The organism is Stenotrophomonas sp. FBCC-B152 (assembly GCF_059134105.1).
Map to the genome: position 1 here is coordinate 4297551 of NZ_CP101442.1, position 22560 is coordinate 4320110.

A 22560-nucleotide genomic window follows, 5' to 3' on the forward strand; every position below is an offset into this window, starting at 1 on the left:
GTATGGCCGGTAAGGCAGCGGCCCCTCGGGGCACGTCGCGGTGGGCGGATCACTCCTGGGAGAACTGACAGCATGCGTACCTCGGTTGTCCGCTGGCTGGTCGTGCTGGGCCTGGTGATCGCGCTGGGCGCCACCGCCATCGCGGCTCCGGCGCCTGCACCGTCGCTCTCACCGCGCCAGGCTGAATGGATCGACCGGAACCCTACCATCTTACTGGGGCTGTACGACAGCGGCTGGCCACCATTCGAATTCATGCAGAACGGCCGCCCCGATGGACTCGGCTACGACTACCTGATGTTGTTGACCCGGCAGCTCGGCGTGCGTGTGAAGGTGCGGGTGTATCGCGATTGGGCAGACGTGCTGGATGCGGCATGCCGGGGCGAGGTCGACGTGGTGATGAACATCACCCTCACCCCGGACCGCACCCGCTGCATGGTCTACACCGGCTCCTACGCCGATGCGCCACTGGCCCTGGTGGGCCGGGTAGGCGATACCCGCACCTCGAGCGACCCGGACCTGGCCGGGCTGCGCGTGGTCACCGAGCAGGAATTCCTCACCAGCAACCAGGTGCGGGCACGCTTCCCGGCTGCGCGCCAGGTCACCGCGCCCAACACACGTGCGGCGCTGGCGATGGTGGCCCAGGGCAAGGCCGATGTGTACATCGGCAATGCGCACGTCGCCAGTACCCTCATCCGCCAGCAGGGCATTGACGGTATCGCCCTGCTGCGGCCCAGCGACCTGCCGCCCGAACGCCTCCACTTCGGCGTGCCCAACGCCCGCCAGCCGCTGGCCGAAGCCCTCGACAGCGCGCTGTCCACCGTGACCGCCGCGCAGCGCGAGGCGCTGTACAAGCGCTGGCTGCCGCCGCTGCAGTGGTCGGCGCAGTCGCGGCTGATCCTGGGCGAGGCCGAACGCCGCATCCTGGCCACCCCGTTGCGCATGGGCTATGCGCCGAACGGGTCGCCCCTGTCGTTCATCGATGCGGCCGGCGAACCCAGCGGCGTGGCCGGTGACTATCTGCGCCAGCTGCGCATGGTCGGCGCGCAGTTGAACCGCGTGCCGGCGCATGACTGGTTCGAAGTCCGCGAGCAGATGCGCCGGGGCGATGTCGATGTGGTGATGGGCATGCCCAACGACGCGCACTACCTGGGCGATGACTGGGTCTTCAGCCAGCCCTTCATCAGCGTGCCCAACGTGATCGTCACCCCGAACAACAGCCGTTCGGTGCTGGGCCTGGGCGACCTGGACGGGCGCAGCATCCTGCTCTCCGACCCAGAGCGCCTGCGCGGCTACATCCTCCAGTACGCCCCCAAGGCGCGCATCGTGCCGGCGCGCAGCGTGGAGCAGGCACTGTCGCGATTGGCCAACGGCGACGCCGATGCCTACGTAGGAAACCTGGCCATGGTCGACCGCGTGGTGCGCGAGGTGTATCCGGCCAAGCTGCACGTGGCTGCGCCGGCGGGCTTCAGCGACCAGCTGTCGCTGGCGGTCAAACGCCAGTACGCGCCGTTGGCCACCACCTTCGACCGGGTGCTGGCCAACCTCACCCCGCGCGAGCACGCCGCCATCCGGGGCGACTGGCTGCTGGCCGAATACCGCACCGGGCTGGACTGGCGTTCGGTTGCGCGCTGGGCGGTGCCGCTGTCGCTGGTGCTGCTCACCGGCATCATCGTGCATGGCTGGGGCTACTGGCGGCTGCGCCGCGAGGTCGGCATGCGGCGCCGGTTGGAACAGCGGCTGGTGGAAGTGACCGACAACCTGCCGGCGATCGTCTACCAGGCCCGCCGTGACAGCGATGGCCGGGTCACGTTCCCGTACATCACCGGCGACCTGCAGTCGATGTTCGGGGTCAGCACCGCCGAAGTCATCGCCGATGAAACGCGCCTGGTCGACCAGATCGACCCGCGCGACCGCGAGGCGGTCAGCCGCGCGCTGAACGACGCCGCGCGCGATTTCTCCGCGCTGGACATGGAATTCCGCACCAGCCCGCACGGCGTGGTGCGCTGGGTGCGCACCCGCGCATTGCCGTATGCCGCCGAACACGGCGTGGTGCTGTGGAGCGGTTACTGGGTGGACGTGACCGAAGCGCGCGCGCAGGCCGATGCCCTGGCCGCCGCCAAGTCCGACGCCGAACGCGCCACTGCGGCCAAATCCAACTTCCTGGCCACCATGAGCCACGAAATCCGCACCCCGATGAGCGGCGTGCTGGGCATGGTCGAAGCGCTGTCCCACACCGACCTGGATGGCGAGCAGCGGCGCATCATCGCGGTGATCGAGGATTCGGCGCAGATGCTGCGGCAGATCCTGGATGACATCCTCGACTACTCCCGCATCGAAGCCGGCGCGCTGCCGCTGGAGCCGCAGCCGGTGATGCTGCGCAGCCTGCTCGACAACGTGCAGCAGCTGCTGTCGCCACAGGCCTCCAACAAGAACCTGTCGCTCAGCCTGGAGGTCGACCCGGCGGTCGCCCATCAGCACCTCGTCGATGGCATGCGGCTGCGCCAGATCGTGTTCAACCTGCTCAGCAACGCCATCAAGTTCACCAACGAGGGCTCAGTGACCATCGCGTTGAGCGTGGAGCGCGATGATGAGATGGCGCAGGCGCTGCGGCTGACGGTGACCGACACCGGCATCGGCATTTCCCCCGAGCAGCGCGAGCGGCTGTTCAAACCGTTTGCCCAGGCCGACGTGGCGATCACCCGCCACTACGGCGGCACCGGGCTGGGGCTGAGCATCTGCCAGCGCCTGGTGGGGTTGATGCGCGGGCGGCTGGAGATGCACAGCGTGCCGGGCGAAGGAACGCGCGTGGATGTGCTGCTGAGCCTGCCGCTGGTGCCCGGCGAGGAAACCGTGCGCGACGAGCAGCGCCCCGGCGGTGATGTCGACCCGCTGCCGCCGGGGCAGGCGCGGCGCCGGGTGCTGGTGGTCGAAGACCATCCCACCAACCAAGCATTGATGCGCTGGCGGCTGCAGCAGCTGGGCCTGCAGCATGAGCTGGCGGTGGATGGCGAAGCCGCGCTGGCGTTGCTGGCCTCCACGCACTTTGACCTGGTCATCACCGATTGCCGCATGCCGGTGATGGACGGCTACACCCTGACCCGGCACATCCGCGAGCGCGAACGTGGCAGCGGCCAGCGCATGCCGGTGCTGGCGCTCACCGCCAGCGCGCTGGCCGAAGACGTACAGCGCTGCCGCGAGGCCGGCATGGATGACCTGCTGGCCAAGCCGGTGGCGCTGGCCACGCTGCGCCAGGCGCTGCGCCGGTGGCTGCCCTCGGACGATGCGGATGACGCCGCGCGCGAAGCCACGCCGCCGGTGGAAACCGTGCGTGCGGCCGCGCCCACGCGGGCGGCGATCGTGCGCCGCTTCGGTTCCGAACACGTGGCCACGGTGCTGATCGACAGCATGCGCCAGGCCACCGCCGACGACCTGCAGCGCGGCTGGGAAGCGCGCGACATGGGCGACAGCAACACCGCGGTGGAGGTGCTGCATCGCATCGTCGGTGGGCTGGGCACGCTGGGCGCTGAAGCACTGGCCACCCAGGCGCGCGCGCTGATGCAGCGGATCCCGGAACAGGGTCTGGCGGCCAGCGCCGACGACATCCGCGCGTTCGAAGAAGCGTTGCAGCAGTACCTGATCAGCCTGGACGAATGATCAACGCGGCTGTTCCTTCAGGTATTCAATCACCAGCGCCCTTCGCTTTGGGTCAGCGGTCGCATTGACCATTCGCGAGCCCGGCACCACCGCAGCCGGCGAACGCAGGAACGCATCCAGCGTCTGCTCGGTCCAGACCAGGTCCGCGCGCTGCATCGCAGGCGAGTAGGGATAGTTGGCCACGCTGCCCGCACGGCGCCCCAGCACGCCGTGCAGGTTGGGCCCGAAGCGGTGCACGCCGCCCGCATTGACCGTGTGGCAGCCGCCGCAGATCGCGAACGCACGCTGGCGTTCCTGCTGCCGCGCCTGCTCGGGCGTCTGCGGCGTACGCGCGCACGCGCCCAGCAGCAGGCAGCACAGCAGCACCAGCAACCGGCGCGGCAACCGCATTACATCGCCGGGTAGTTCGGCCCGCCGCCACCCTGCGGGGTGACCCACACGATGTTCTGGGTGGGGTCCTTGATGTCGCAGGTCTTGCAGTGCACGCAGTTCTGCGCGTTGATCTGCAGCTGTTCGTGGCCTTCGCTGCCGACGAATTCGTACACCCCGGCGGGGCAGTAGCGCGCTTCCGGCCCGGCGTATTCGGCCAGGTTGACCCGCACCGGCACGCTCGCGTCCTTCAGGGTCAGGTGCGAAGGCTGGTCTTCTTCATGGTTGGTGCTGCTCAGGAACACCGAGCTGAGCCGGTCGAAGGTGAGCACGTTGTCCGGCTTGGGGTACACGATCCGGGTGTGCTGCGATGCCGGTTCCAGGCACTCGTGGTCGGCCTTGCTGTGGCGCAGCGTCCACGGCGGGTTGCGGATGCCCAGCTTGGGCAGCAGCCACTGTTCGATACCGGTCATCAGGGTGGCCACGCTGCGGCCCTTCTTGAACCACTGCTTGAAGTTCTTGGACTGCTTCAGCTCATCGTGCAGCCAGCTGACTTCGAACGCGGCCGGGTAGGCGCTGAGCTCATCGCGCTGGCGGTCCGCTGCCAGCGCATCGAAGGCGGCATCGGCGGCCAGCATGCCGGTCTTGATCGCCGCGTGGCTGCCCTTGATCCGGCTGGCGTTGAGGTAGCCGGCCTCACAGCCGACCAGCGCACCCCCGGGGAACACGGTCTTGGGCAGCGACAGCAGGCCACCGGCGGTGATCGCACGCGCGCCATAGGCGATGCGCTTGCCGCCTTCCAGGTGCTTGCGGATCGACGGGTGGGTCTTGAAGCGCTGGAACTCCTCGAACGGGCTCATCCACGGGTTGCGGTAATCCAGCCCGACCACGAAGCCCACGGCGACCTTGCCGCCATCGGCGTGGTACAGGAAGGAACCGCCGTAGGTATCGCTGTCCAGCGGCCAGCCGGCGGTGTGCACCACCAGGCCCGGCTCATGCTTGGCCGGGTCGATCTGCCACAGCTCCTTGATGCCGATCCCGTACGCCTGCGGGTCCTTGCCGGCATCGAGCTGGAAGCGCGCGATCAGCTGGCGGCCCAGGTGGCCGCGCGAGCCTTCGGCGAAGATCGTGTACTTGGCATGCAGTTCCATGCCGCGTTCGAAGTTGGGGCCGTGCGAGCCATCCTTGCGGATGCCCATGTCGCCGGTGGCCACGCCCATCACCGCGCCGTTCGCGTCGTACAGCACTTCGGCGGCGGCAAAGCCGGGGAAGATCGCCACTTCCAGCGCTTCGGCCTGCTGCGCCAGCCAGCGGGTGACCTCGCCCAGGCTGATGATGTAGTTGCCTTCGTTGTGGAAGCATTCCGGCAGCAGCGCATGTGGGGTGCTGCGCGCGCCGTCCGGGCTGAGGAACAGGAATTCGTCGCGGGTGACCTTCTGTTTCAGCGGCGCGCCGCGTTCGGCCCAGTCCGGGAACAGTTCGGTCAGCGCGCGGGTATCCATGATCGCGCCGGACAGGATGTGCGCGCCGGGTTCGGAGCCCTTCTCCAGCACGCACACCGACAGTTCGCGGCCGGCCTCGATGGCGCGCTGGCGCAGGCGGATCGCGGTGGCCAGGCCGGCAGGGCCGGCGCCGACGATCACCACGTCGAATTCCATGGCTTCACGCGGGGGCAGGGCGGTGGTCTCTTCGCTCATGGGGGTGCGTAACTCGTGGGTAGTGCCGTCCCGGCCGGAGCCGGCGGCGGTTGCCTGGGAATCGCGCGCGACGGGTCACTGCGCAACTGCTGGATCAATGCATCAGGGTACCGGCAGACGCCGTTTCCGCCTAGATCGCCGACGTTGGCTACCGCATGCTGCGTCGCACCAATGCAGGTAGAGCCACGCCCTGCGTGGCTTGGCGGCGGCGTGCTGCGTCCCGCCTTGGCCGCCGTCCGGGCCAGGCATCACAATGGGGGTCCTGCTACTGCCCCGCGACGTCGCCGCCCATGGCCCTCAATCCGTACGATCTGTTCGATGTCCGCTCGCTGCTCACCGAAGAGGAACGCGCGGTGCAGGCCACGGTGGCGCGCTTCACCGACGAGCGCGTGCTGCCGATCATCGGCGACGCCTTCGACCAGGGCCGCTTCCCCGATGAACTGATCCCGGAAATCGCCTCGCTCGGCCTGCTCGGCTCCAGCCTGCCCGAACAGTACGGCGGTGGCGGGCTGAACGCGGTCAGCTACGGACTGATCTGCCAGGAACTGGAGCGGGGCGATTCGGGCCTGCGCAGTTTCGTGTCGGTGCAGAGCTCGCTGTGCATGTACCCGATCTTCGCCTACGGCAGCGAAGAGCAGCGCCTGCGCTGGCTGCCGGACATGGCGGCCGGGCGGGTGATCGGCTGCTTCGGCCTGACCGAAGCCCACGGCGGTTCGGACCCGGCCGCGATGAAGACCCGCGCGGTGCGCGACGGCGGCGACTGGGTGATCAACGGCAGCAAGATGTGGATCACCAGCGGCCCGGTGGCCGATATCGCCATCGTCTGGGCACACACCGAAGACGGCATCCAGGGCTTCGTGCTGGAAAAGGGCATGGCCGGGTTCACCACCCAGGAAATCAAGCACAAGATGAGCCTGCGCGCCTCGCTCACCGGCGCGCTGTTCTTCGACAACGTGCGCGTGCCCGAACGCAACCGGCTGCCCAACGTGCAGGGCTTGAAGGGCCCGCTGGGCTGCCTCAACCAGGCCCGCTACGGCATCAGCTGGGGCCCGATCGGCGCAGCGGTGGCCTGCCTGGACGAGGCGCTGAACTACACCAAGGAACGCGTGCTGTTCGGGCGCCCGGTGGCGGCCACCCAGAGCGCGCAGATCAAGCTGGCCGACATGGCCCGGCGCATCACCACCGCGCAGCTGCTGTCACTGCAGCTGGGGCGGTTGAAGGATGCCGGCCAGCTGCAGCCGCAGCAGGTCAGCCTGGCCAAGTGGAACAACTGCCGCATGGCGATTGATATCGCGCGTGAGTGCCGCGACCTGCTCGGCGGCGCCGGCATCACCACCGAACACGTGGCGATCCGGCATGCGCTGAACCTGGAATCGGTGATCACCTATGAAGGCACCGAGACCGTGCACCAGCTGGTGATCGGCCGGGAACTGACCGGCATCAACGCGTTCTGATGGGGTCCGTGGGACACGCATGGCGTGTCGCTACGCGGTCACCTTCGGCGGGTGGGCGTAGAGACACGCCATGCGTGTCCCAGGCGATCCCACATCAAGCGCCACCAACAAACCCATTCTGTCGCCAGGCTTCGAACATCACCACGGCCACGGTGTTGGACAGGTTCAAACTGCGGTTGTCCGGCTGCATCGGCAGGCGCAGGCGGCGGCCGTGCGGCAACGCATCCAGCACGTCCTGCGGCAGGCCACGGGTTTCCGGGCCGAACAGGAACGCATCGCCGTCTTCGAACTGCTGGGTGTCATAACGCACGCTGCCGCGGGTACTCAGGGCGAACAGGCGCTTTGGGGCTATGGCCTGCAGGGCGGTATCCAGGTCCGGATGCACCTGCAGTCGAGCGTATTCGTGGTAATCCAGGCCGGCGCGCTTGAGCTGCTTGTCGCTCAGGTCGAAACCGAGCGGCTCGATCAGGTGCAGTCGCGCGCCGGTGTTGGCGCAGAGCCGGATCACATTGCCGGTATTCGGGGGAATCTCGGGCTGGAACAACACAACATGGAACGTAGGGGTGGCGGTCATGCGTACATGTTACGCCGCGACCCTGTGGCAGGTATCGACCGCTGGTCGATACCCGGGTTACGGACGGACCAGCACCGAAGCGGTTTCAACCGCGAAGGCCTGCAGGTCGTTCGGCGACGGGCGCACCTGCAGGGTCGGCAGGTTGATGATCACGTCGCGGGCGATCGTGCCGGCCGCCGTGGCCAGGGCACCCATGTAATCGGTGCTGCGGTCGTTCTGCTCGGCAGCCAGGGCTTCGCGCTGTTCGGCGGTCGGGCGGACTTCAACGGCGGCCAGGGTGGTGACGCGCTGGCTGTTGGCCAGTTCGGCACGGTATTCGGCGATCTGGCCGGCGGTCGGGCGGACTTCCACCAGCGCCAGGGTCGGGATGCTGCTGGTGCGTTCCACTTCGGCCTGGGCCAGCTGGTCGGCGGAGGGGCGGACCTGCACGGTCGGCAGGGTGGTGATGGCGGAAGCGGCATGCACGTTCGAAACAAACGCGGAGCCGGCAGCGAGGGCGATGGCAAATGCGATGGTCTTGGTGTTCATGACGGGGCCTGTTTAGTGTTGGTGAGCAGTGGTGTGGTAGTAAGGTAGTACACCGAATCTGGGAGTGCAAGAGAAATTTTCAGATTCCGTGTTGTGTTCAGCGATCAGTCAGCTTGGGTTTGATCGCGTCCTTTCCGCACGTGGATATAAGCAGGGCCCGTGCCAAATTTTAGTTATTGATTTGAAAGGGTTTTATGTGGTCCTAAGAGTGTCCGCTGTCCGGACACCTGTCCGATCCCGGGCTGCGCGACTGTCCGGACAGGGGTTCAGGTGGCGGCAGAAGGCGCCGCGGCGGTCAGCGACGCGCCCGGAAAGTTCCCTGACAAAGGGAGTGACTGTTGGCCGATGCCTTTACCCGTAGTCCCGGGCTAGCATCCCCCTTCACTTTCATGACCAAGGAAACGGAATGACCTCCCAACTTCGACCGCGTGCCGCGCTGCTGGCTGTAGCGCTTTCCGCCGCCCTGGGCAGCTTCGCCCCGGCCCCGGTGATGGCAAGGCCGGCCCAGGTCGCCAAGGTCGACATTCCGTTTGAAGAATTCACCCTGCCCAACGGCCTGCGCGTGGTGGTGCACACCGACCGCAAGGCGCCGATCGTGGCGGTGAACATCTGGTACCACGTGGGCAGCAAGGACGAACCGGCCGGCCGCACCGGCTTTGCGCACCTGTTCGAACACCTGATGTTCCAGGGCAGCGAAAACCACGCCGGCGAATACTTCGAACCGTTCAAGCAGGTCGGCGTGACCGGCCAGAACGGCACCACCAACACCGACCGCACCAACTACTTCGAGAACGTGCCCACCACCGCGCTGGACATGGCCCTGTGGATGGAATCGGACCGCATGGGCCACCTGCTCGGCGCGATCGACCAGGCCGCGCTCGACGAACAGCGCGGCGTGGTGCAGAACGAAAAGCGCCAGGGCGAGAACCAGCCCTATGGGCAGGTGTGGGACAAGCTCACCCGCTCCATGTACCCGGAAGGCCACCCGTACCACCACGGCGTGATCGGGTCGATGAACGACCTCAACGCGGCCTCGCTGGACGACGTCAAGAACTGGTTCCGCACCTGGTACGGTCCCAACAACGCGGTGCTGGTGCTGGCCGGCGACATCGACGTGGCCACCGCCAAGGAAAAGGTCGCCCGTTACTTCGGCGACATCCCGGCCGGCCCGAGCATGGCCCAGCCGGCGGTCAACGTGGCCAAGCGCGAGAAATCCACCCGCGAAACCATGACCGACAAGGTGCCGCAGGCACGCATCTACCGCGTCTGGAACGTCGCCCAGACCGGCACCACCGACATCGACCAGCTGCAGCTGTTCGCGCAGGTACTGGGCGGGGCCAAGTCCTCGCGCCTGGACCAGCGCCTGCTGCACAAGGACCAGCTGGTGGACAACATCAGCGCCGGTGCCTACACCTCGCAGCTGGGTTCCAACTTCGTGATCATGGCGACCGTGAAGCAGGGCGTGGACCCGGCCAAGGTGGAGGCGATCATCGACGAGGAAGTGCGCCGCCTGGTCAAGGATGGCCCCACCGCCGATGAGTTGAGCCGTGGCAAGACCGCCTTCCGCGCCGGCTTCATCCGTGGCATCGAGCGCATCGGCGGGTTCGGCGGCAAGGCCGACGCGCTGGCCGAGTGCGCCGTGTTCGAAGGCGACCCGGGCTGCTTCCGCCGTTCGCTGGCCAACATCGACGCCGCCAGCGCCGCCGACGTGCGCGCCGCCGGCGCCAAGTGGCTGGGCGTGGGCGACCACACCCTGGTGGTGGAACCGGGCGCGCGCGTGGCGCTGCCGGAACTGCCGTCGGCCACCCCCAAGCCGTTCACCGTGCCGGGCGCGGATCCCAAGTTCAGCGCCGGCCCGACCGTAGTGGACCGCAGCACCGGCGTGCCGCAGACCAAGACCTTCCCGGAACTGAAGTTCCCGCAGCTGCACCGCGCCACGTTGAAGAACGGTACCCAGGTGATTCTGGCCGAGCGCCATGACATTCCGGTGGTGCAGTTCAGCTATGAATTCCCCGGGGGTTTCACCGCCGACCAGGGTCGCAAGTCCGGCACCGCCAACTTCACCATGGACCTGATGGGCGAGGGCGCCGGCAAGCTGGGCGCACTGCCGTTCGCCGATGCCGCCGACGCGCTGGGCGCCAGCCTGGGCGCCTCGGCCTCGCTGGACAGCGCCGCCGTCTACCTGTCGGCGCTGAAGGAAAACCTGGCCCCGTCGCTGGCCCTGTACGCGGACATGCTGCGCCAGCCGCGCTTCGACCAGGCCGAGATCGACCGGGTCAAGGCCACCTGGATCGCCGGCATCCAGCAGGAGAAGGTCAACCCGAACGCCTCGGCCATGCGCGTGCTGCCCACCCTGCTGTACGGGGCCGGCCACCCGTACGCCATTCCGTTCACCGGCAGCGGCAACGAAGCCGACATCCAGTCGCTGACCCGCGAGGACCTGGTCGACTTCCACCGCGACTGGCTGCGCCCGGAGCAGGGCACCCTGATCGTGGTCGGTGACACCACCCTGAAGGAAATCGTGCCGCTGCTGGAGCGCCAGCTCGGCGACTGGAAGAGCAGCACCCCGGCCCCGCAGGCCAAGCCGCCGGTGGATGTCGCGCGCCCGGCCAAGGCCCGCGTGTACCTGATCGACCAGCCCGGCGCGGTGCAGGCCAACCTGTTCGCCGGCCAGGTGGTGCCCTCCACCATGGACGCGGGCGCCACCCGCTTCGACATCGCCAATGGCGTGCTCGGCGGCGACTTCACCTCGCGCCTGAACATGAACCTGCGCGAGGAGAAGCACTGGTCCTACGGTGCCCGCACCATGGCCAGCAGCACCCTGGGCCAGCGCCCGTGGATGGCCGTGGCCCCGGTCCAGATCGACAAGACCGCCGAGGCGATGAAGGAGATGCAGAAGGAAATCGCCGATTTCGCCTCCGGTGCCGAAACCATCACGCCGGCCGAGGTCACCCGCATCCGCAACATCCAGAACCTGAGCCTGCCGGGCGCCTACGAGACCGCCAGCGCCGTGCTGGGCACCATCAGCGGCATCGTCCGCTACGAGCGCCCGGACGACTACGTGTTCAAGCGCAAGGCCGAGATCGAAGCGATGACCCCGGCCCAGGTGCAGCAGGCCGCCGCCACGCTGGATCCCAAGACCCTGACCTGGGTGGTGGTGGGCGACCTGAAGCAGACCGAAGCCCCGGTGCGCGCGCTGAACCTGGGCGAGGTGACCATCATCGATGCCGACGGCAAGCCGGTGAAATAACCGCCAAGGGGCGGGCCCCTGGCCCGCCCCCGGGTTGCCTGTGCACCCGCGATTCAGCCTGTTCAGGCAGAATCGCCCCAATGACCTTCACGAGCATCCCCGCCATGCGCCTTCTGCTGCTTTCCGTTCTGACCCTCAGCGCCACTGCCTGCACCTGGGTGCCGATCGAACCGGTGGGCAAGACCGTCCGCGTGCTGCCGTCCGGCCCGGTTCCCACCGGCTGCGTGACCAAGGGCGAGGTGGTGGTCACCGTGAAGGACAAGGTCGGCTTCTACAACCGCAACCCGCTGCGCGTGCAGGAAGAACTGGAAACCCTGGCCCGCAACGAGGCCCCCAGTGCCGGCGCGAATGCGGTCCAGGCCTCGGGCCTTCCGGCCGATGGCAGCCAGCGCTTCGCTGCGTTCCAGTGCCCGCCACGCTGAACCCGTCAGGTCCGGGCCGGTACCATACGCCCGGACGTGAATTCGTAAAGGTGCGGTGAAGGCGCAGGGGGCTTACAATAGCGCCCCCTTTGCCTGAGCCTTGGCGCTAACTGATGCTCTTCAAGAATGTATCGATCGCCGGCCTGGCGCACATCGACGCGCCGCACACGCTGACGTCCAAGGAAATCAACGAACGTCTGCAGCCGACACTGGATCGCCTGGGCATCCGTACCGACGTGCTGGGCGATATCGCCGGCATCCACGCCCGCCGCCTGTGGGACGCGGACATGCTCGCCTCCGACGCCGCGACCCTGGCTGCCCGCAAGGCGCTGGACGACGCCGGCATCGGCGCCGACAAGATCGGCCTGCTGGTCAACACCTCGGTCAGCCGCGACTACCTGGAGCCGTCCACGGCCAGCATCGTCTCGGGCAACCTGGGCGTGAGCGACCAGTGCATGACCTTCGACGTCGCCAATGCCTGCCTGGCCTTCATCAACGGCATGGACATCGCCGCCCGCATGCTGGAACGCGGCGAGATCGACTATGCGCTGATCGTCGATGGCGAAACCGCCAACCTCGTCTACGAGAAGACCCTCGAGCGCATGGCCCTGCCGGGCGTGACCGCCGACGACTTCCGCAACGAGATGGCCGCCCTGACCCTGGGCTGTGGCGCGGCCGCCATGGTCATGGCGCGCACCGAACTGGTGCCCGACGCGCCGCGTTACCGCGGTGGCGTGACCCGCTCGGCCACCGAGTGGAACCAGCTGTGCCGCGGCAACCTGGACCGCATGGTCACCGACACCCGCATGCTGCTGATCGAAGGCATCAAGCTGGCCCAGAAGACCTTCCTGGCCGCCCGCGAAGCATTGGGCTGGGCGGTGGAGGAACTGGACCAGTTCGTCATCCACCAGGTCAGCCAGCCGCACACCGCCGCCTTCATCAAGAACTTCGGCATCGACCCGAAGAAGGTGATGACCATCTTCGGTGAGCACGGCAATATCGGCCCGGCCTCGGTGCCGATCGTGCTGAGCAAGCTCAAGGAGCTGGGCCGCCTGAAGAAGGGCGACCGCATCGCGCTGCTCGGCATCGGTTCGGGCCTGAACTGCTCGATGGCCGAAGTGGTCTGGTAAACCGCCACTTCAGCGCCGCTGCGCGGTTCTTCCCATACTCGAGGGCCGGTTCTACCGGCCCTTTTCACAGGTGCGCTTCCATGCCCAAGCTTCCCGGTTACCCCGCCCATCCCCAGCGCTTCGAAGTCCGCCCCGGCCTGACCATGGGCTACCTCGACGAGGGCCCGCGCGATGGCGAAGTGGTGGTGATGGTCCACGGCAACCCGTCGTGGAGCTACTACTGGCGCACGCTGGTGGCCGGGCTGTCGGACCGCTACCGCTGCATCGTGCCCGACCACATCGGCATGGGCCTGTCGGACAAGCCCGATGACGCGCACTACGAATACACCCTGCAGTCGCGCGTGGACGACCTGGACGCGCTGCTGGCGCACCTGGGCATCACCGGCCCGGTCACCCTGGCCGTGCACGACTGGGGCGGCATGATCGGCTTTGGCTGGGCGCTCTCGCACCATGCGCAGGTCAAGCGCCTGGTGGTGCTCAACACCGCTGCGTTCCCGATGCCGGCGGCCAAGCAGATGCCGTGGCAGATCGCGCTGGGCCGGCACTGGAAGATCGGCGAGTGGATCATCCGCACCTTCAACGCGTTCTCGTCCGGTGCCTCGTGGCTGGGCGTGGAGCGGAAGATGCCGGCCGACGTGCGCCGTGCCTACGTGTCGCCGTACAACAGCTACGCCAACCGGATCAGCACCATCCGCTTCATGCAGGACATTCCGCTGAGCCCGGCCGACAAGGCCTGGTCGCTGCTGGAACGCGCCGGCAAGGCGCTGCCGTCGTTCGCCGACCGCCCGGCCTTCATCGGCTGGGGCCTGCGCGACTTCGTGTTCGACCACCACTTCCTGGCAGGTTTCCAGGCCGCGCTGCCGCAGGCGCAGGTGCACGCGTTCGAGGATGCCGGGCACTACGTGCTGGAAGACAAGCACGAAGTGCTGGTGCCGGAGATCCGCGCGTTCCTGGACGCCAACCCGCTGTAATTTCCGCGTTACGCCGCGTCGGGGTGGTCCGCGCCATCCCGCCAGGCCCAGCTCTCCAGGCTCAGCGCCGGCAGCCCATGGATCGCCCGCGCCTTGTCGCACTGCGGGCTGGCCTTGCCGAACTCCCACGACGCATCCACCTCGCGGCACACGCTGGGGCGGTTGGGGTGGATGCTGCAGCGTGAATACACCCCGATCTCCGCATCCAGCGCCACGCAGCGCACCGGCTTGGAATGGGTGCCGCGCATGCACAGGCGGTGCGGGTCGAGCGGTTCGGTCAGCTGGTGCGGCACGCCGCCGGGGGTGACCTCGTCCGATTCCATCCAGTGAAAGGCCACGCGGTACTGGGTGCAGCAGGCGCCGCACGTCATGCAGGGATGGGACATGGGGGGTACCGGCCGAAAGAGGGTAGATCCACGCCTTGCGTGGATAGACGAAGGGGGCGAATTTTCCACGCCTGCGGCCGCCGCGCAAGAATTTTCTGCAGCGGCGACAATGAACGGATGAACAGCCCGATCAACATCGCCGCGCGCCTGCCCGAACTGGCCCGCGAACGCCCCGACCAGATCGCCATCCGTTGCCCCGGCCGGCCCGGCCCCGGGGGCATGGCGCGCTATGACGTGACCCTGGATTACCGCACGCTGGACGCCCGCAGCGACGCCATGGCCGCCGGCCTGGCCGCCTACGGCATCGGTCGCGGCGTGCGTGCGGTGGTGATGGTGCGGCCCTCGCCGGAGTTCTTCCTGCTGATGTTCGCGCTGTTCAAGAACGGCGCGGTGCCGGTGCTGGTCGACCCGGGCATCGACAAGCGCGCGCTGAAGCAGTGCCTGGACGAGGCCCAGCCGGACGCCTTCATCGGCATCGGCCTGGCCCACGTGGCGCGGCTGGTGCTGCGCTGGTGCCCGTCTGCCACGCGCCTGGTCACGGTCGGCCGCCGCTGGGGCTGGGGTGGCACCACCCTGGACCAGCTGGAAGCACAGGGCGCGCGCCAACCGCAGCCGATGGCCGCCACCGATGGCGAGGATGTCGCCGCCATCCTGTTCACCAGCGGCTCCACCGGCGTGCCCAAGGGCGTGGTCTACCGCCACCGCCATTTCGTCGGCCAGGTGGACCTGCTGCGCTCGGCCTTCGGCATGGAAGCCGGCGGGGTCGACCTGCCCACCTTCCCGCCGTTCGCCCTGTTCGACCCGGCGCTGGGCCTGACCTCGGTCATTCCGGACATGGACCCGACCCGCCCGGCCAAGGCCGACCCGCGCAAGCTGCACGACGCCATCGCCCGCTTCGGCGTGACCCAGCTGTTCGGCTCGCCCGCGCTGATGCGGGTGCTGGCCGACCATGGCCAGCCGCTGCCGGGCGTACGCCGGGTGACCTCGGCCGGCGCGCCGGTGCCGCCGGACGTGGTGGCCCGCATCCGCCGCCTGCTGCCCGACGATGCCCAGTTCTGGACCCCGTATGGCGCCACCGAGTGCCTGCCGGTGGCGGTGATCGAAGGCCGCGAGCTGGAAAGCACCCGCCAGGCCACCGAAGCCGGCGCCGGTACCTGCGTGGGCCGGGTGGTGGCGCCCAACGAAGTGCGCATCATCGCCATCGACGACGCCCCGCTGCCGCAGTGGTCGCAGGCGCGCGAGGTCGCCCAGGGCGTGGTGGGTGAAATCACCGTGGCCGGCCCGACCGCCACCGACAGTTACTTCAACCGCCCGCAGGCCACCGCCGCCGCCAAGATCAGCGAAGCGCGTGCCGACGGCAGCACCCGCGTGGTGCACCGCATGGGCGATGTCGGCTACTTCGATGCCGATGGCCGCCTGTGGTTCTGCGGGCGCAAGACCCAGCGCCTGGAAACCGCGCACGGCCCGCTGTACACCGAACAGGTGGAGCCCGTATTCAACGCGCTGGACGGCGTCGCGCGCACCGCGCTGGTCGGCGTGGGCCCTGCCGGCCGCCAGCTGCCGGTGCTCTGCTATGAACTGCAGCCGGGCACCGCCGATTCGCCGGCGCAGCAGCAGCGGCTGCGTGATGAAGCGGCCGCGCATGCCGGCACGCTGCGCATCGAACGCTTCCTGCTGCACCCCGGCTTCCCGGTCGACATCCGCCACAACGCCAAGATCGGCCGCGAGAAGCTCGCGGTCTGGGCCGCAACCCGAATGGAACAACCCGCATGAAGATCCTTGTCACCGGTGGTGGTGGTTTCCTCGGCCAGGCGCTGTGCCGTGGCCTGGTCGCGCGCGGCCATGAGGTGCTGAGTTTCAACCGCGGCGATTACCCGCCGCTGGCCGCGCTGGGCGTGGGCCAGATCCGCGGCGACCTGGCCGACGCCGACGCCGTGCGCCACGCGGTGGCCGGGGTGGATGCGGTGTTCCACAACGGCGCCAAGGCCGGCGCGTGGGGCAGCTACGAGAGCTACCACCTGGCCAACGTGGTCGGCACCGACAACGTCATCGCCGCCTGCCGCACCCACGGCGTGCGCACGCTGGTGCATACCTCCACGCCCAGCGTCACCCACCGCGCCACCCATCCGGTGGAAGGGCTGGGCGCCGATGAAGTGCCGTATGGCGAGAACTTCCAGGCCCCGTACGCGGCCACCAAGACCCTCGCCGAGCAGCGCGTGCTGGCCGCCAACGACGCCACCCTGGCCACCGTCGCACTGCGCCCACGCCTGATCTGGGGCCCGGGCGACCAGCAGCTGGTGCCGCGCCTGGCCGAACGCGCGCGCGCCGGCCGCCTGCGCTTCGTCGGCGATGGCACCAACCTGGTCGATACCACCTACATCGACAACGCCGCGCTGGCCCACTTCCTGGCCTTCGAACACCTGGCCCCGGGCGCGGCGTGCGCCGGCAAGGCCTACTTCATTTCCAACGGCGAACCGCTGCCGATGCGCGAGCTGCTCAACAAGCTGATGGCCGCCGTCGGCGCGCCGCCGGTGGAGAAGTCGATCAGCTTCAAGACCGCCTACCGCATCGGCGCGGTGGCCGAACGGCTGTGGCCGCTGCTGCGCCTGCGCGGCGAACCGCCGATGACCCGCTTCCTTGCCGAGCAGCTGTGCACGCCGCACTGGTACAGCATGGAACCGGCGCGACGCGACTTCGGCTACGTGCCGCAGGTCAGCATTGACGAAGGACTCACGAGGCTGAAGGCTTCATCACTCGGCGAGGAATCCATCACTTCCTGAACACCGGGGGTTGGTGAAGATGGCAGCACGCCAATCCGGCACGCACGACGCGAGGATCGACATGCTGCACTACGCCGTAATCTTTTTTGTCATCGCCATCATTGCGGCGGTGCTCGGCTTCTCCGGCATCGCCGGCGCTGCCAGCAACATTGCCTGGATCCTGTTTGTGGTGTTCCTGATCCTGGCGATCATTTCGATGTTCCGTAAGCGAGGGTAGTAGCGCAGGATCCTGCGCGCCCCCCTCTCTCCGGGCAACCAGGATCCAGCGCAGTCTCCGACGGCCCGGCGCTCGCAAGAGCGCCGGGCCGTCGTTGCATGGGGACCCCGATAGAGCCACGCCCTGCGTGGCTGCACCGTGCCCGGCCCGCAACCGGGCCGAGGTAGAATGCGTCGATGCCCCGCTCCCTGCTCTCCTCCCTCAAGCCCTTGGCCGGCAATGCGCTGCAGCTTGCGCTCAACCGTACCCTGGCGCTGGATCCCGACACCCGCCGCGCGCTGGTCGCGCTGGATGGCCGCCACATCGCCCTGACCCTGGAATCGCCCGCGCTGGCGATGCGGATCGGCGTGGAGGGCGAGCGCCTCACGGTGGGACCGGTGGACCCGCAGCAGGAGCCGGACCTGGCCGTGCGCAGCACGCTGGGCGGGGTACTGGCGCAACTGCCGTTCCTGGCCAACGCACGCCGTGGCGGCGACGCCCCGGTCGGCCGGGTCAAGGTCTCCGGTGATGCCGAACTGGCGCGCCGCCTTCAGCAGCTGGCCAGCCGTTTCGATCCGGACTGGCAGCAGCCGTTCGTGCGGGTGTTTGGCGAAGTAATGGGCGTGCAGATCGCCAATGCCCTGCGTTCGGCCCTGCAGCATGCGCGCCGTGGCGCGTCCGACCTGGCGCACAGCGCCGCCGATTTTGTCACCGAGGAGTCGCGCGACGTGGTAGCCCGAGCCGAACTGGATGCCTTCCATGACGATGTGGATGTGATGCGCGACGACGTCGAACGCATTGCCGCCCGCGTGCAGCGCCTTGCCCAGGTGCGCGCATGAAGGCCGTGTTCCGCGCCAGCCGCATTGGTCGGGTGATCCTGCGCTACCGCCTCGACGACCTGCTGGAAGGCACCCCGCTGGAAGGCTGGCTGCGCCTGGCCAAGCCGTTCGTGCCGCGCGCCTCGGCCGACATCGCCGTGCAGTCGCGCGGCGCGCGCCTGCGCCTGGCGCTGCAGGACCTCGGCCCGATCTTCGTCAAGTTCGGTCAGATCCTGTCCACCCGCCGCGACCTGATCCCGGCCGACATCGCCAACGAACTCACCCTGCTGCAGGACCGGGTCAAGCCGTTCGATGGCGCCACCGCGCAGCGCATCGTCGAAGCCGCGCTGGGCCGCCCGGTAAGTGAAGCCTTCGCCAGCTTCGACCTGGAACCGCTGGCTTCGGCCTCGATCGCCCAGGTGCACGCGGCCACGCTGGCCGATGGCCGCCAGGTGGTGGTCAAGGTGCTGCGCCCGGATATCGAAAAGCAGATCGACGCCGACATCGCGCTGCTCAAATCGGCCGCCGCGCTGGTCGAACGCACCCACCCGCGCGCCGACAAGATCCGCCCGCGCGAAGTGGTGGCCGAAGTCGAAAACACCCTGGCCGCCGAGCTGGACCTGCAGCGCGAAGGCGCCAATGCCAGCGTCCTGCGCCGCAACTGGGTGGATTCGGACGACCTGTACGTGCCCGAGGTGATCTGGAGCCACACCGCCGAACGCGCGCTCACCCTGGAACGGGTGTGGGGCATCCCGTCGGACGACATCGCCGCGCTGGACAAGGCCGGCATCGACCGCAAGGCGCTCGCGGCCAAGGGCGTGCGCGTGTTCTACACGCAGGTGTTCCGCGACAACTTCTTCCACGCCGATGCGCACGCCGGCAACATCTGGGTCGATGTCGATCCCGCGCGCCGCGACAACCCGCGCTTCATCGCGCTGGATTTCGGCATCATGGGCCAGCTGTCCGAAGAAGATCAGTACTACCTGGCCGAAAACTTCATGGCCATCTTCAACAAGGACTACCGGCGCATGGCCGAGCTCCATGTCGAAGCCGGCTGGATGCCCAACAACGTGCGCATCGATGAACTCGAAGCGGCCGCGCGTTCGGTATGCGAACCGTACTTCACCCGCCCGCTGTCGCAGATCTCGCTGGCCGAGGTGCTGATCAAGCTGTTCCGCGTGGCCCAGCGTTACGAGCTCACCCTGCAGCCGCAGCTGATCCTGCTGCAGAAGACCCTGCTCAACATCGAAGGCGTGGGTCGCCAGCTGGATCCGGAACTGGATATCTGGGCAGTGGCGCGGCCGGTGCTGGAACGCATCCTGCGCGAACGCTACAGCCCGCGCCGCGTGTTCAAGGAACTGCGCAAGCGCCTGCCGGAAATCATGACCCACACCCCCGACATGCCGCGCTTGGTGCACGCCTGGCTGCGCCAGCAGGTGGAAGGCGGGCATGAACTGTCGATGCGCTCGCAGGACCTGGTGGCGCTCAACACCAACCTGCAGAAGCTGCAGAAGCGCGCCGTGGCCGCCATTGCCGGCGTGGGCCTGCTGATCGTGGCGGCGGTGCTGTACGGCATGCAGCCGGGCGGCTGGTACTTCGGCGATGCGCCGGTGTGGAGCTGGGTGAGCGGCGCAGCGGGCCTGTTCTCGCTGGCCAGCGCGTGGTGGCGCCGGTGACCGATATCGAGATGTCCGCCGACGCCACGATCGAGGCGCCGGTGGCGCTGCCGCCGCTCCAGCTGCTGCACGTGGACGAGCGCCTGGCCGTGGTCAACAAGCCGGCCGGGCTGATGGTCCATGACAGCAAGCTGGCCCGGGGCGAAGATGATTTCCTGGCCGACCGCCTGCGCGAGCAGCTGGGCAAGCCGATCTTCCTGGTCCACCGGCTTGACCGCGCCACCAGCGGCTGCCTGTTGCTGGCCTTCGACCGCGAAAGCGCCAGCGTGCTGGGCAAATCGCTGATGGGCGGCGATGTCACCAAGGATTACCTGGCCATCTGCCGGGGCTGGCCGGCCGAAGAAGCGTTCACGGTCGACCACGACCTCGATGGCGGCCCCGGCAAGCCGGTGAAGAAGCAGGCCATCACCCATTTCCAGCGCGTGGCCGTCGGTGAAATCGCGGTGCCGGTCGGCGAATTCGCCACCTCGCGCTACGCGCTGCTGCGCTGCCAGCCGCAGACCGGGCGCTTCCGCCAGATCCGCCGGCACCTCAAGCACCTCTCACATCACCTGATCGGCGACACCAGCCACGGCGATGGCCGCCACAACCGCAGCTTCCGCATGCAGGGCATCCACCGCATGCTGCTGCACGCCGAGCGCCTGCGTTTCCCGCACCCGGACGGCACGCTGATGGATGTCAGCGCGCCGGTGGATGGGGAATTCCGCAAGGCTATGGATCTGTTTGGGTGGTAGCGGCGTGAGGCGCACGACCAACGGTCGTGCGCTACCGCGGGGCACTATTTCTTGGCTGGGGCCGGTGCTGACGCCGGCGCCGGTGCGTTGCCTTCGTTCACGATCGCCTCCAGGTCCTTCTGCAGGTCCACGAACAGCGGCTGCATCTTGTCCTGGATGGCCACCATCACGTTCTGCATCAGTTCCGGGGTCTTGTCCAGCAGGCTCTGCCCGGCCGAGCTCTCGTAGAACTCGGCCATGGCCAGCACGTCTTCCTTGCTGAAGGTCTTCTTGTAAAGGTCCACGTACATCGGCCGCAGCTGCTGCCATGACAGCGCCTGGCGGATGGTCTGGTTGGTGCGCTGTTCGATGCGCTGCAGCTGCGCCTTCTTGGCCTCATCCAGCTGGCGCTGTTCGGCCACCTGCTGGAACTGCTGGCGCTGCATCGCCTCGATCTGCGGCAGCATGGTGTCCAGCATGCTCTGCGCGCGCGACGCCGCCAGCAGGCGGTTGATGTCCGCATCCGACGGCGGCGCGGCCAGCGCCGGGGCAATGGCGGCCAGGCCCAGCGCAAGGGTCAGGGCCAGGCGGGTCAGGCCACGGCGGGCCGGCGAACGGGTCGACATCATGTAAGTGCATCCTGCGTTGCGTGGAAGCCCGAGCATACCTGCGATCCGGTCAAGCAGCCGTGCGCGCGTCGCACGGCCGCGCCCGGTGCCGACGGTTCCGGCCCGTACCCGGCTTTTATGCCCCTTATCGGCGGTATTGGTGAACATTACGGTCACCTCAGGCGGCGATCCTGCCTTTACAATGCCGCCCATGGGAAACGGGCCTGTCACCATCAACGCGCACCTGGCGATTCCGGACACGGAGATCGTCGAACGCTTCGTGCGCGCCAGCGGGGCCGGCGGGCAGAACGTGAACAAGGTGTCCAGCGCCGTTGAACTGCGGTTCGACGTGGCCGGCTCGCCCTCGCTGCCCGAGCCGCTGCGCACCCGCCTGCTGGCCCGGCGCGACCGGCGCATGACCGGCGAGGGCGTGCTGGTCATCGATGCCCAGCGTTTCCGCACCCAGGACCGTAACCGCGACGACGCGCGCGAACGCCTGGCCGCCTTCATCCAGGCCAGCCTCAGCGTGCCCAAGCCGCGCGTGGCCACCAAGCCCTCGCATGGCTCCAAGCTGCGCCGGCTGGATGAAAAGAAAGGCCGCGCGCAGATCAAGCGCGGCCGCACCACACGCAATTGGGAGTGATTGCTTGAACAACCGAAGTCCGCTGCTGCCGGCCGTGCCGCCCAACATGCCGCAGGTCAAACCGAACCGTTTCCTGCGCTGGCTGGCGCGCTGCACCCTGCGCCTGGGCGGCTGGAAGGTCACCGGTACCTTCCCGGACGTGCCCAAGCTGGTCTTCATCGTCGCCCCGCACTCGTCCAACTGGGACGGCTTCTGGGGCATGGCGGCCAAGATCGCGCTGGGCATGCAGGTGAAGGTGCTGGGCAAGGCCTCGCTGTTCTGGTGGCCGCTGTCGCCGCTGCTGCGCGCCCTGGGGGTGATCCCGCTGGACCGCAGCTCGCCGCAGGGCACCGTGGAACAGGCGGTCAGCCTGCTGCGCAAGTCCGACCGCCTCTGGTACGCCATCACCCCCGAAGGCACCCGCAAGGCGGTGACCCATTGGAAGGCCGGGTTCCTGAAGATCGCCCGCATGGCCGACGTGCCCGTGCTGGCCTGCTATTTCCACTACCCGGAAAAGACCATCGGCATTGGCCCGCTGTTCTACTCCACCGGCGACGACGCGGCCGACATGGCCGCCATCCGCGAGTACTACCGCCCCTGGCAGGGCAAGAACCGCGGCACCGCCTGAGGCAAGGCCAGGCGCCACGTCCGGCACATGCCGGGCGCGGGCAATGGGAGTAGGGTGATCGGCTGCGGTTGTGTGCCGCTTCAC

At 68.2% G+C, this 22560-nt stretch carries 20 protein-coding genes; 14 read left to right on the forward strand and 6 right to left on the reverse strand.

Translation table 11 applies throughout. The features are described from left to right. Positions 1 to 72 precede the first annotated feature (72 nt). Positions 73 to 3654, forward strand: a complete 3582-nt coding sequence (locus NMB40_RS19475) for an ATP-binding protein (protein ID WP_494359539.1) — start codon at positions 73 to 75, stop codon at positions 3652 to 3654. Here NMB40_RS19475 and NMB40_RS19480 read toward each other — a convergent pair whose 3' ends face one another. Together NMB40_RS19480 and NMB40_RS19485 are read right to left on the reverse strand one after the other, a co-directional pair. Then, the gene (locus tag NMB40_RS19480; RefSeq protein ID WP_448141669.1) at positions 3655 to 4044 is read right to left on the reverse strand and encodes a c-type cytochrome; all 390 of its coding nucleotides are present in this window, start codon (positions 4042 to 4044) and stop codon (positions 3655 to 3657) included. It lies immediately after the preceding gene. Then, positions 4044 to 5720: an electron transfer flavoprotein-ubiquinone oxidoreductase gene (locus tag NMB40_RS19485; RefSeq protein WP_494359540.1), complete on the reverse strand. Its 1677-nt coding sequence runs from the start codon at positions 5718 to 5720 to the stop codon at positions 4044 to 4046. The genes NMB40_RS19480 and NMB40_RS19485 overlap by 1 nt, the downstream gene beginning before the upstream one ends. Positions 5721 to 6010: 290 nt before the next feature. Between NMB40_RS19485 and NMB40_RS19490 the strand changes: the two genes are divergently transcribed. After that, positions 6011 to 7174, forward strand: a complete 1164-nt coding sequence (locus tag NMB40_RS19490) for an acyl-CoA dehydrogenase family protein (protein ID WP_282244542.1) — start codon at positions 6011 to 6013, stop codon at positions 7172 to 7174. Between the two features lie 94 nt (positions 7175 to 7268). Here NMB40_RS19490 and trmL read toward each other — a convergent pair whose 3' ends face one another. Both trmL and NMB40_RS19500 read right to left on the reverse strand, forming a co-directional pair. Continuing rightward, positions 7269 to 7748 (reverse strand): tRNA (uridine(34)/cytosine(34)/5-carboxymethylaminomethyluridine(34)-2'-O)-methyltransferase TrmL, encoded by a 480-nt coding sequence (trmL, locus tag NMB40_RS19495; RefSeq protein WP_494359541.1) that lies wholly within the window; start codon positions 7746 to 7748, stop codon positions 7269 to 7271. Between the two features lie 57 nt (positions 7749 to 7805). Further along, positions 7806 to 8276, reverse strand: a complete 471-nt coding sequence (locus NMB40_RS19500) for an XAC0231 family protein (RefSeq protein WP_282244539.1) — start codon at positions 8274 to 8276, stop codon at positions 7806 to 7808. A 406-nt stretch (positions 8277 to 8682) separates the two neighbouring features. On the opposite strand from NMB40_RS19500, the gene NMB40_RS19505 reads away from it, so the two are divergent. The 4 genes from NMB40_RS19505 (at position 8683) to NMB40_RS19520 (ending at position 14049) form a co-directional block, all read left to right on the forward strand. Beyond that, entirely contained in the window at positions 8683 to 11526 is a 2844-nt protein-coding gene (locus NMB40_RS19505) for a M16 family metallopeptidase (RefSeq protein ID WP_494359542.1), read from the forward strand. A gap of 104 nt (positions 11527 to 11630) precedes the next feature. Further along, the gene (locus NMB40_RS19510; RefSeq protein WP_093535545.1) at positions 11631 to 11948 is read left to right on the forward strand and encodes a DUF4156 domain-containing protein; all 318 of its coding nucleotides are present in this window, start codon (positions 11631 to 11633) and stop codon (positions 11946 to 11948) included. A 113-nt stretch (positions 11949 to 12061) separates the two neighbouring features. Beyond that, positions 12062 to 13078, forward strand: coding sequence for a 3-oxoacyl-ACP synthase III (locus tag NMB40_RS19515; protein ID WP_282244530.1), 1017 nt, complete (start codon positions 12062 to 12064; stop codon positions 13076 to 13078). An 80-nt stretch (positions 13079 to 13158) separates the two neighbouring features. Continuing rightward, a complete protein-coding gene (locus NMB40_RS19520) occupies positions 13159 to 14049 on the forward strand; it encodes an alpha/beta fold hydrolase (RefSeq protein ID WP_494359543.1) in 891 nt (296 codons plus the stop codon). A gap of 8 nt (positions 14050 to 14057) precedes the next feature. Here the strand turns inward: NMB40_RS19520 and NMB40_RS19525 are convergent, their stop codons facing one another. Next, positions 14058 to 14435, reverse strand: a complete 378-nt coding sequence (locus NMB40_RS19525) for a YkgJ family cysteine cluster protein (RefSeq protein ID WP_068848335.1) — start codon at positions 14433 to 14435, stop codon at positions 14058 to 14060. Between the two features lie 117 nt (positions 14436 to 14552). Between NMB40_RS19525 and oleC the strand changes: the two genes are divergently transcribed. The 6 genes from oleC (at position 14553) to NMB40_RS19555 (ending at position 20639) form a co-directional block, all read left to right on the forward strand. Continuing rightward, complete coding sequence (gene oleC, locus NMB40_RS19530; RefSeq protein WP_494359544.1) at positions 14553 to 16208, forward strand: olefin beta-lactone synthetase; 1656 nt, start codon at positions 14553 to 14555, stop codon at positions 16206 to 16208. Then, positions 16205 to 17215, forward strand: a complete 1011-nt coding sequence (gene oleD, locus NMB40_RS19535; RefSeq protein ID WP_494359545.1) for a 2-alkyl-3-oxoalkanoate reductase — start codon at positions 16205 to 16207, stop codon at positions 17213 to 17215. Before oleC ends, oleD begins: the two co-directional genes overlap by 4 nt. Before the next feature lie 61 nt (positions 17216 to 17276). Then, positions 17277 to 17432, forward strand: a complete 156-nt coding sequence (locus NMB40_RS19540) for a DUF1328 domain-containing protein (RefSeq protein WP_068854496.1) — start codon at positions 17277 to 17279, stop codon at positions 17430 to 17432. A 176-nt stretch (positions 17433 to 17608) separates the two neighbouring features. After that, positions 17609 to 18250 (forward strand): ubiquinone biosynthesis accessory factor UbiJ, encoded by a 642-nt coding sequence (locus tag NMB40_RS19545; RefSeq protein ID WP_494359546.1) that lies wholly within the window; start codon positions 17609 to 17611, stop codon positions 18248 to 18250. Then, positions 18247 to 19905: a ubiquinone biosynthesis regulatory protein kinase UbiB gene (gene ubiB, locus NMB40_RS19550; RefSeq protein ID WP_448141677.1), complete on the forward strand. Its 1659-nt coding sequence runs from the start codon at positions 18247 to 18249 to the stop codon at positions 19903 to 19905. The genes NMB40_RS19545 and ubiB overlap by 4 nt, the downstream gene beginning before the upstream one ends. Positions 19906 to 19916: 11 nt before the next feature. Continuing rightward, positions 19917 to 20639, forward strand: coding sequence for a pseudouridine synthase (locus tag NMB40_RS19555; protein ID WP_494361105.1), 723 nt, complete (start codon positions 19917 to 19919; stop codon positions 20637 to 20639). 44 nt (positions 20640 to 20683) lie between these two features. Here NMB40_RS19555 and NMB40_RS19560 read toward each other — a convergent pair whose 3' ends face one another. Next, positions 20684 to 21247 (reverse strand): DUF2059 domain-containing protein, encoded by a 564-nt coding sequence (locus NMB40_RS19560; protein WP_494359547.1) that lies wholly within the window; start codon positions 21245 to 21247, stop codon positions 20684 to 20686. A 190-nt stretch (positions 21248 to 21437) separates the two neighbouring features. On the opposite strand from NMB40_RS19560, the gene arfB reads away from it, so the two are divergent. Beyond that, positions 21438 to 21869: an alternative ribosome rescue aminoacyl-tRNA hydrolase ArfB gene (arfB, locus tag NMB40_RS19565; RefSeq protein WP_093535185.1), complete on the forward strand. Its 432-nt coding sequence runs from the start codon at positions 21438 to 21440 to the stop codon at positions 21867 to 21869. A 46-nt stretch (positions 21870 to 21915) separates the two neighbouring features. Then, entirely contained in the window at positions 21916 to 22476 is a 561-nt protein-coding gene (locus tag NMB40_RS19570) for a lysophospholipid acyltransferase family protein (protein ID WP_282246608.1), read from the forward strand. Positions 22477 to 22560: the final 84 nt, after the last annotated feature.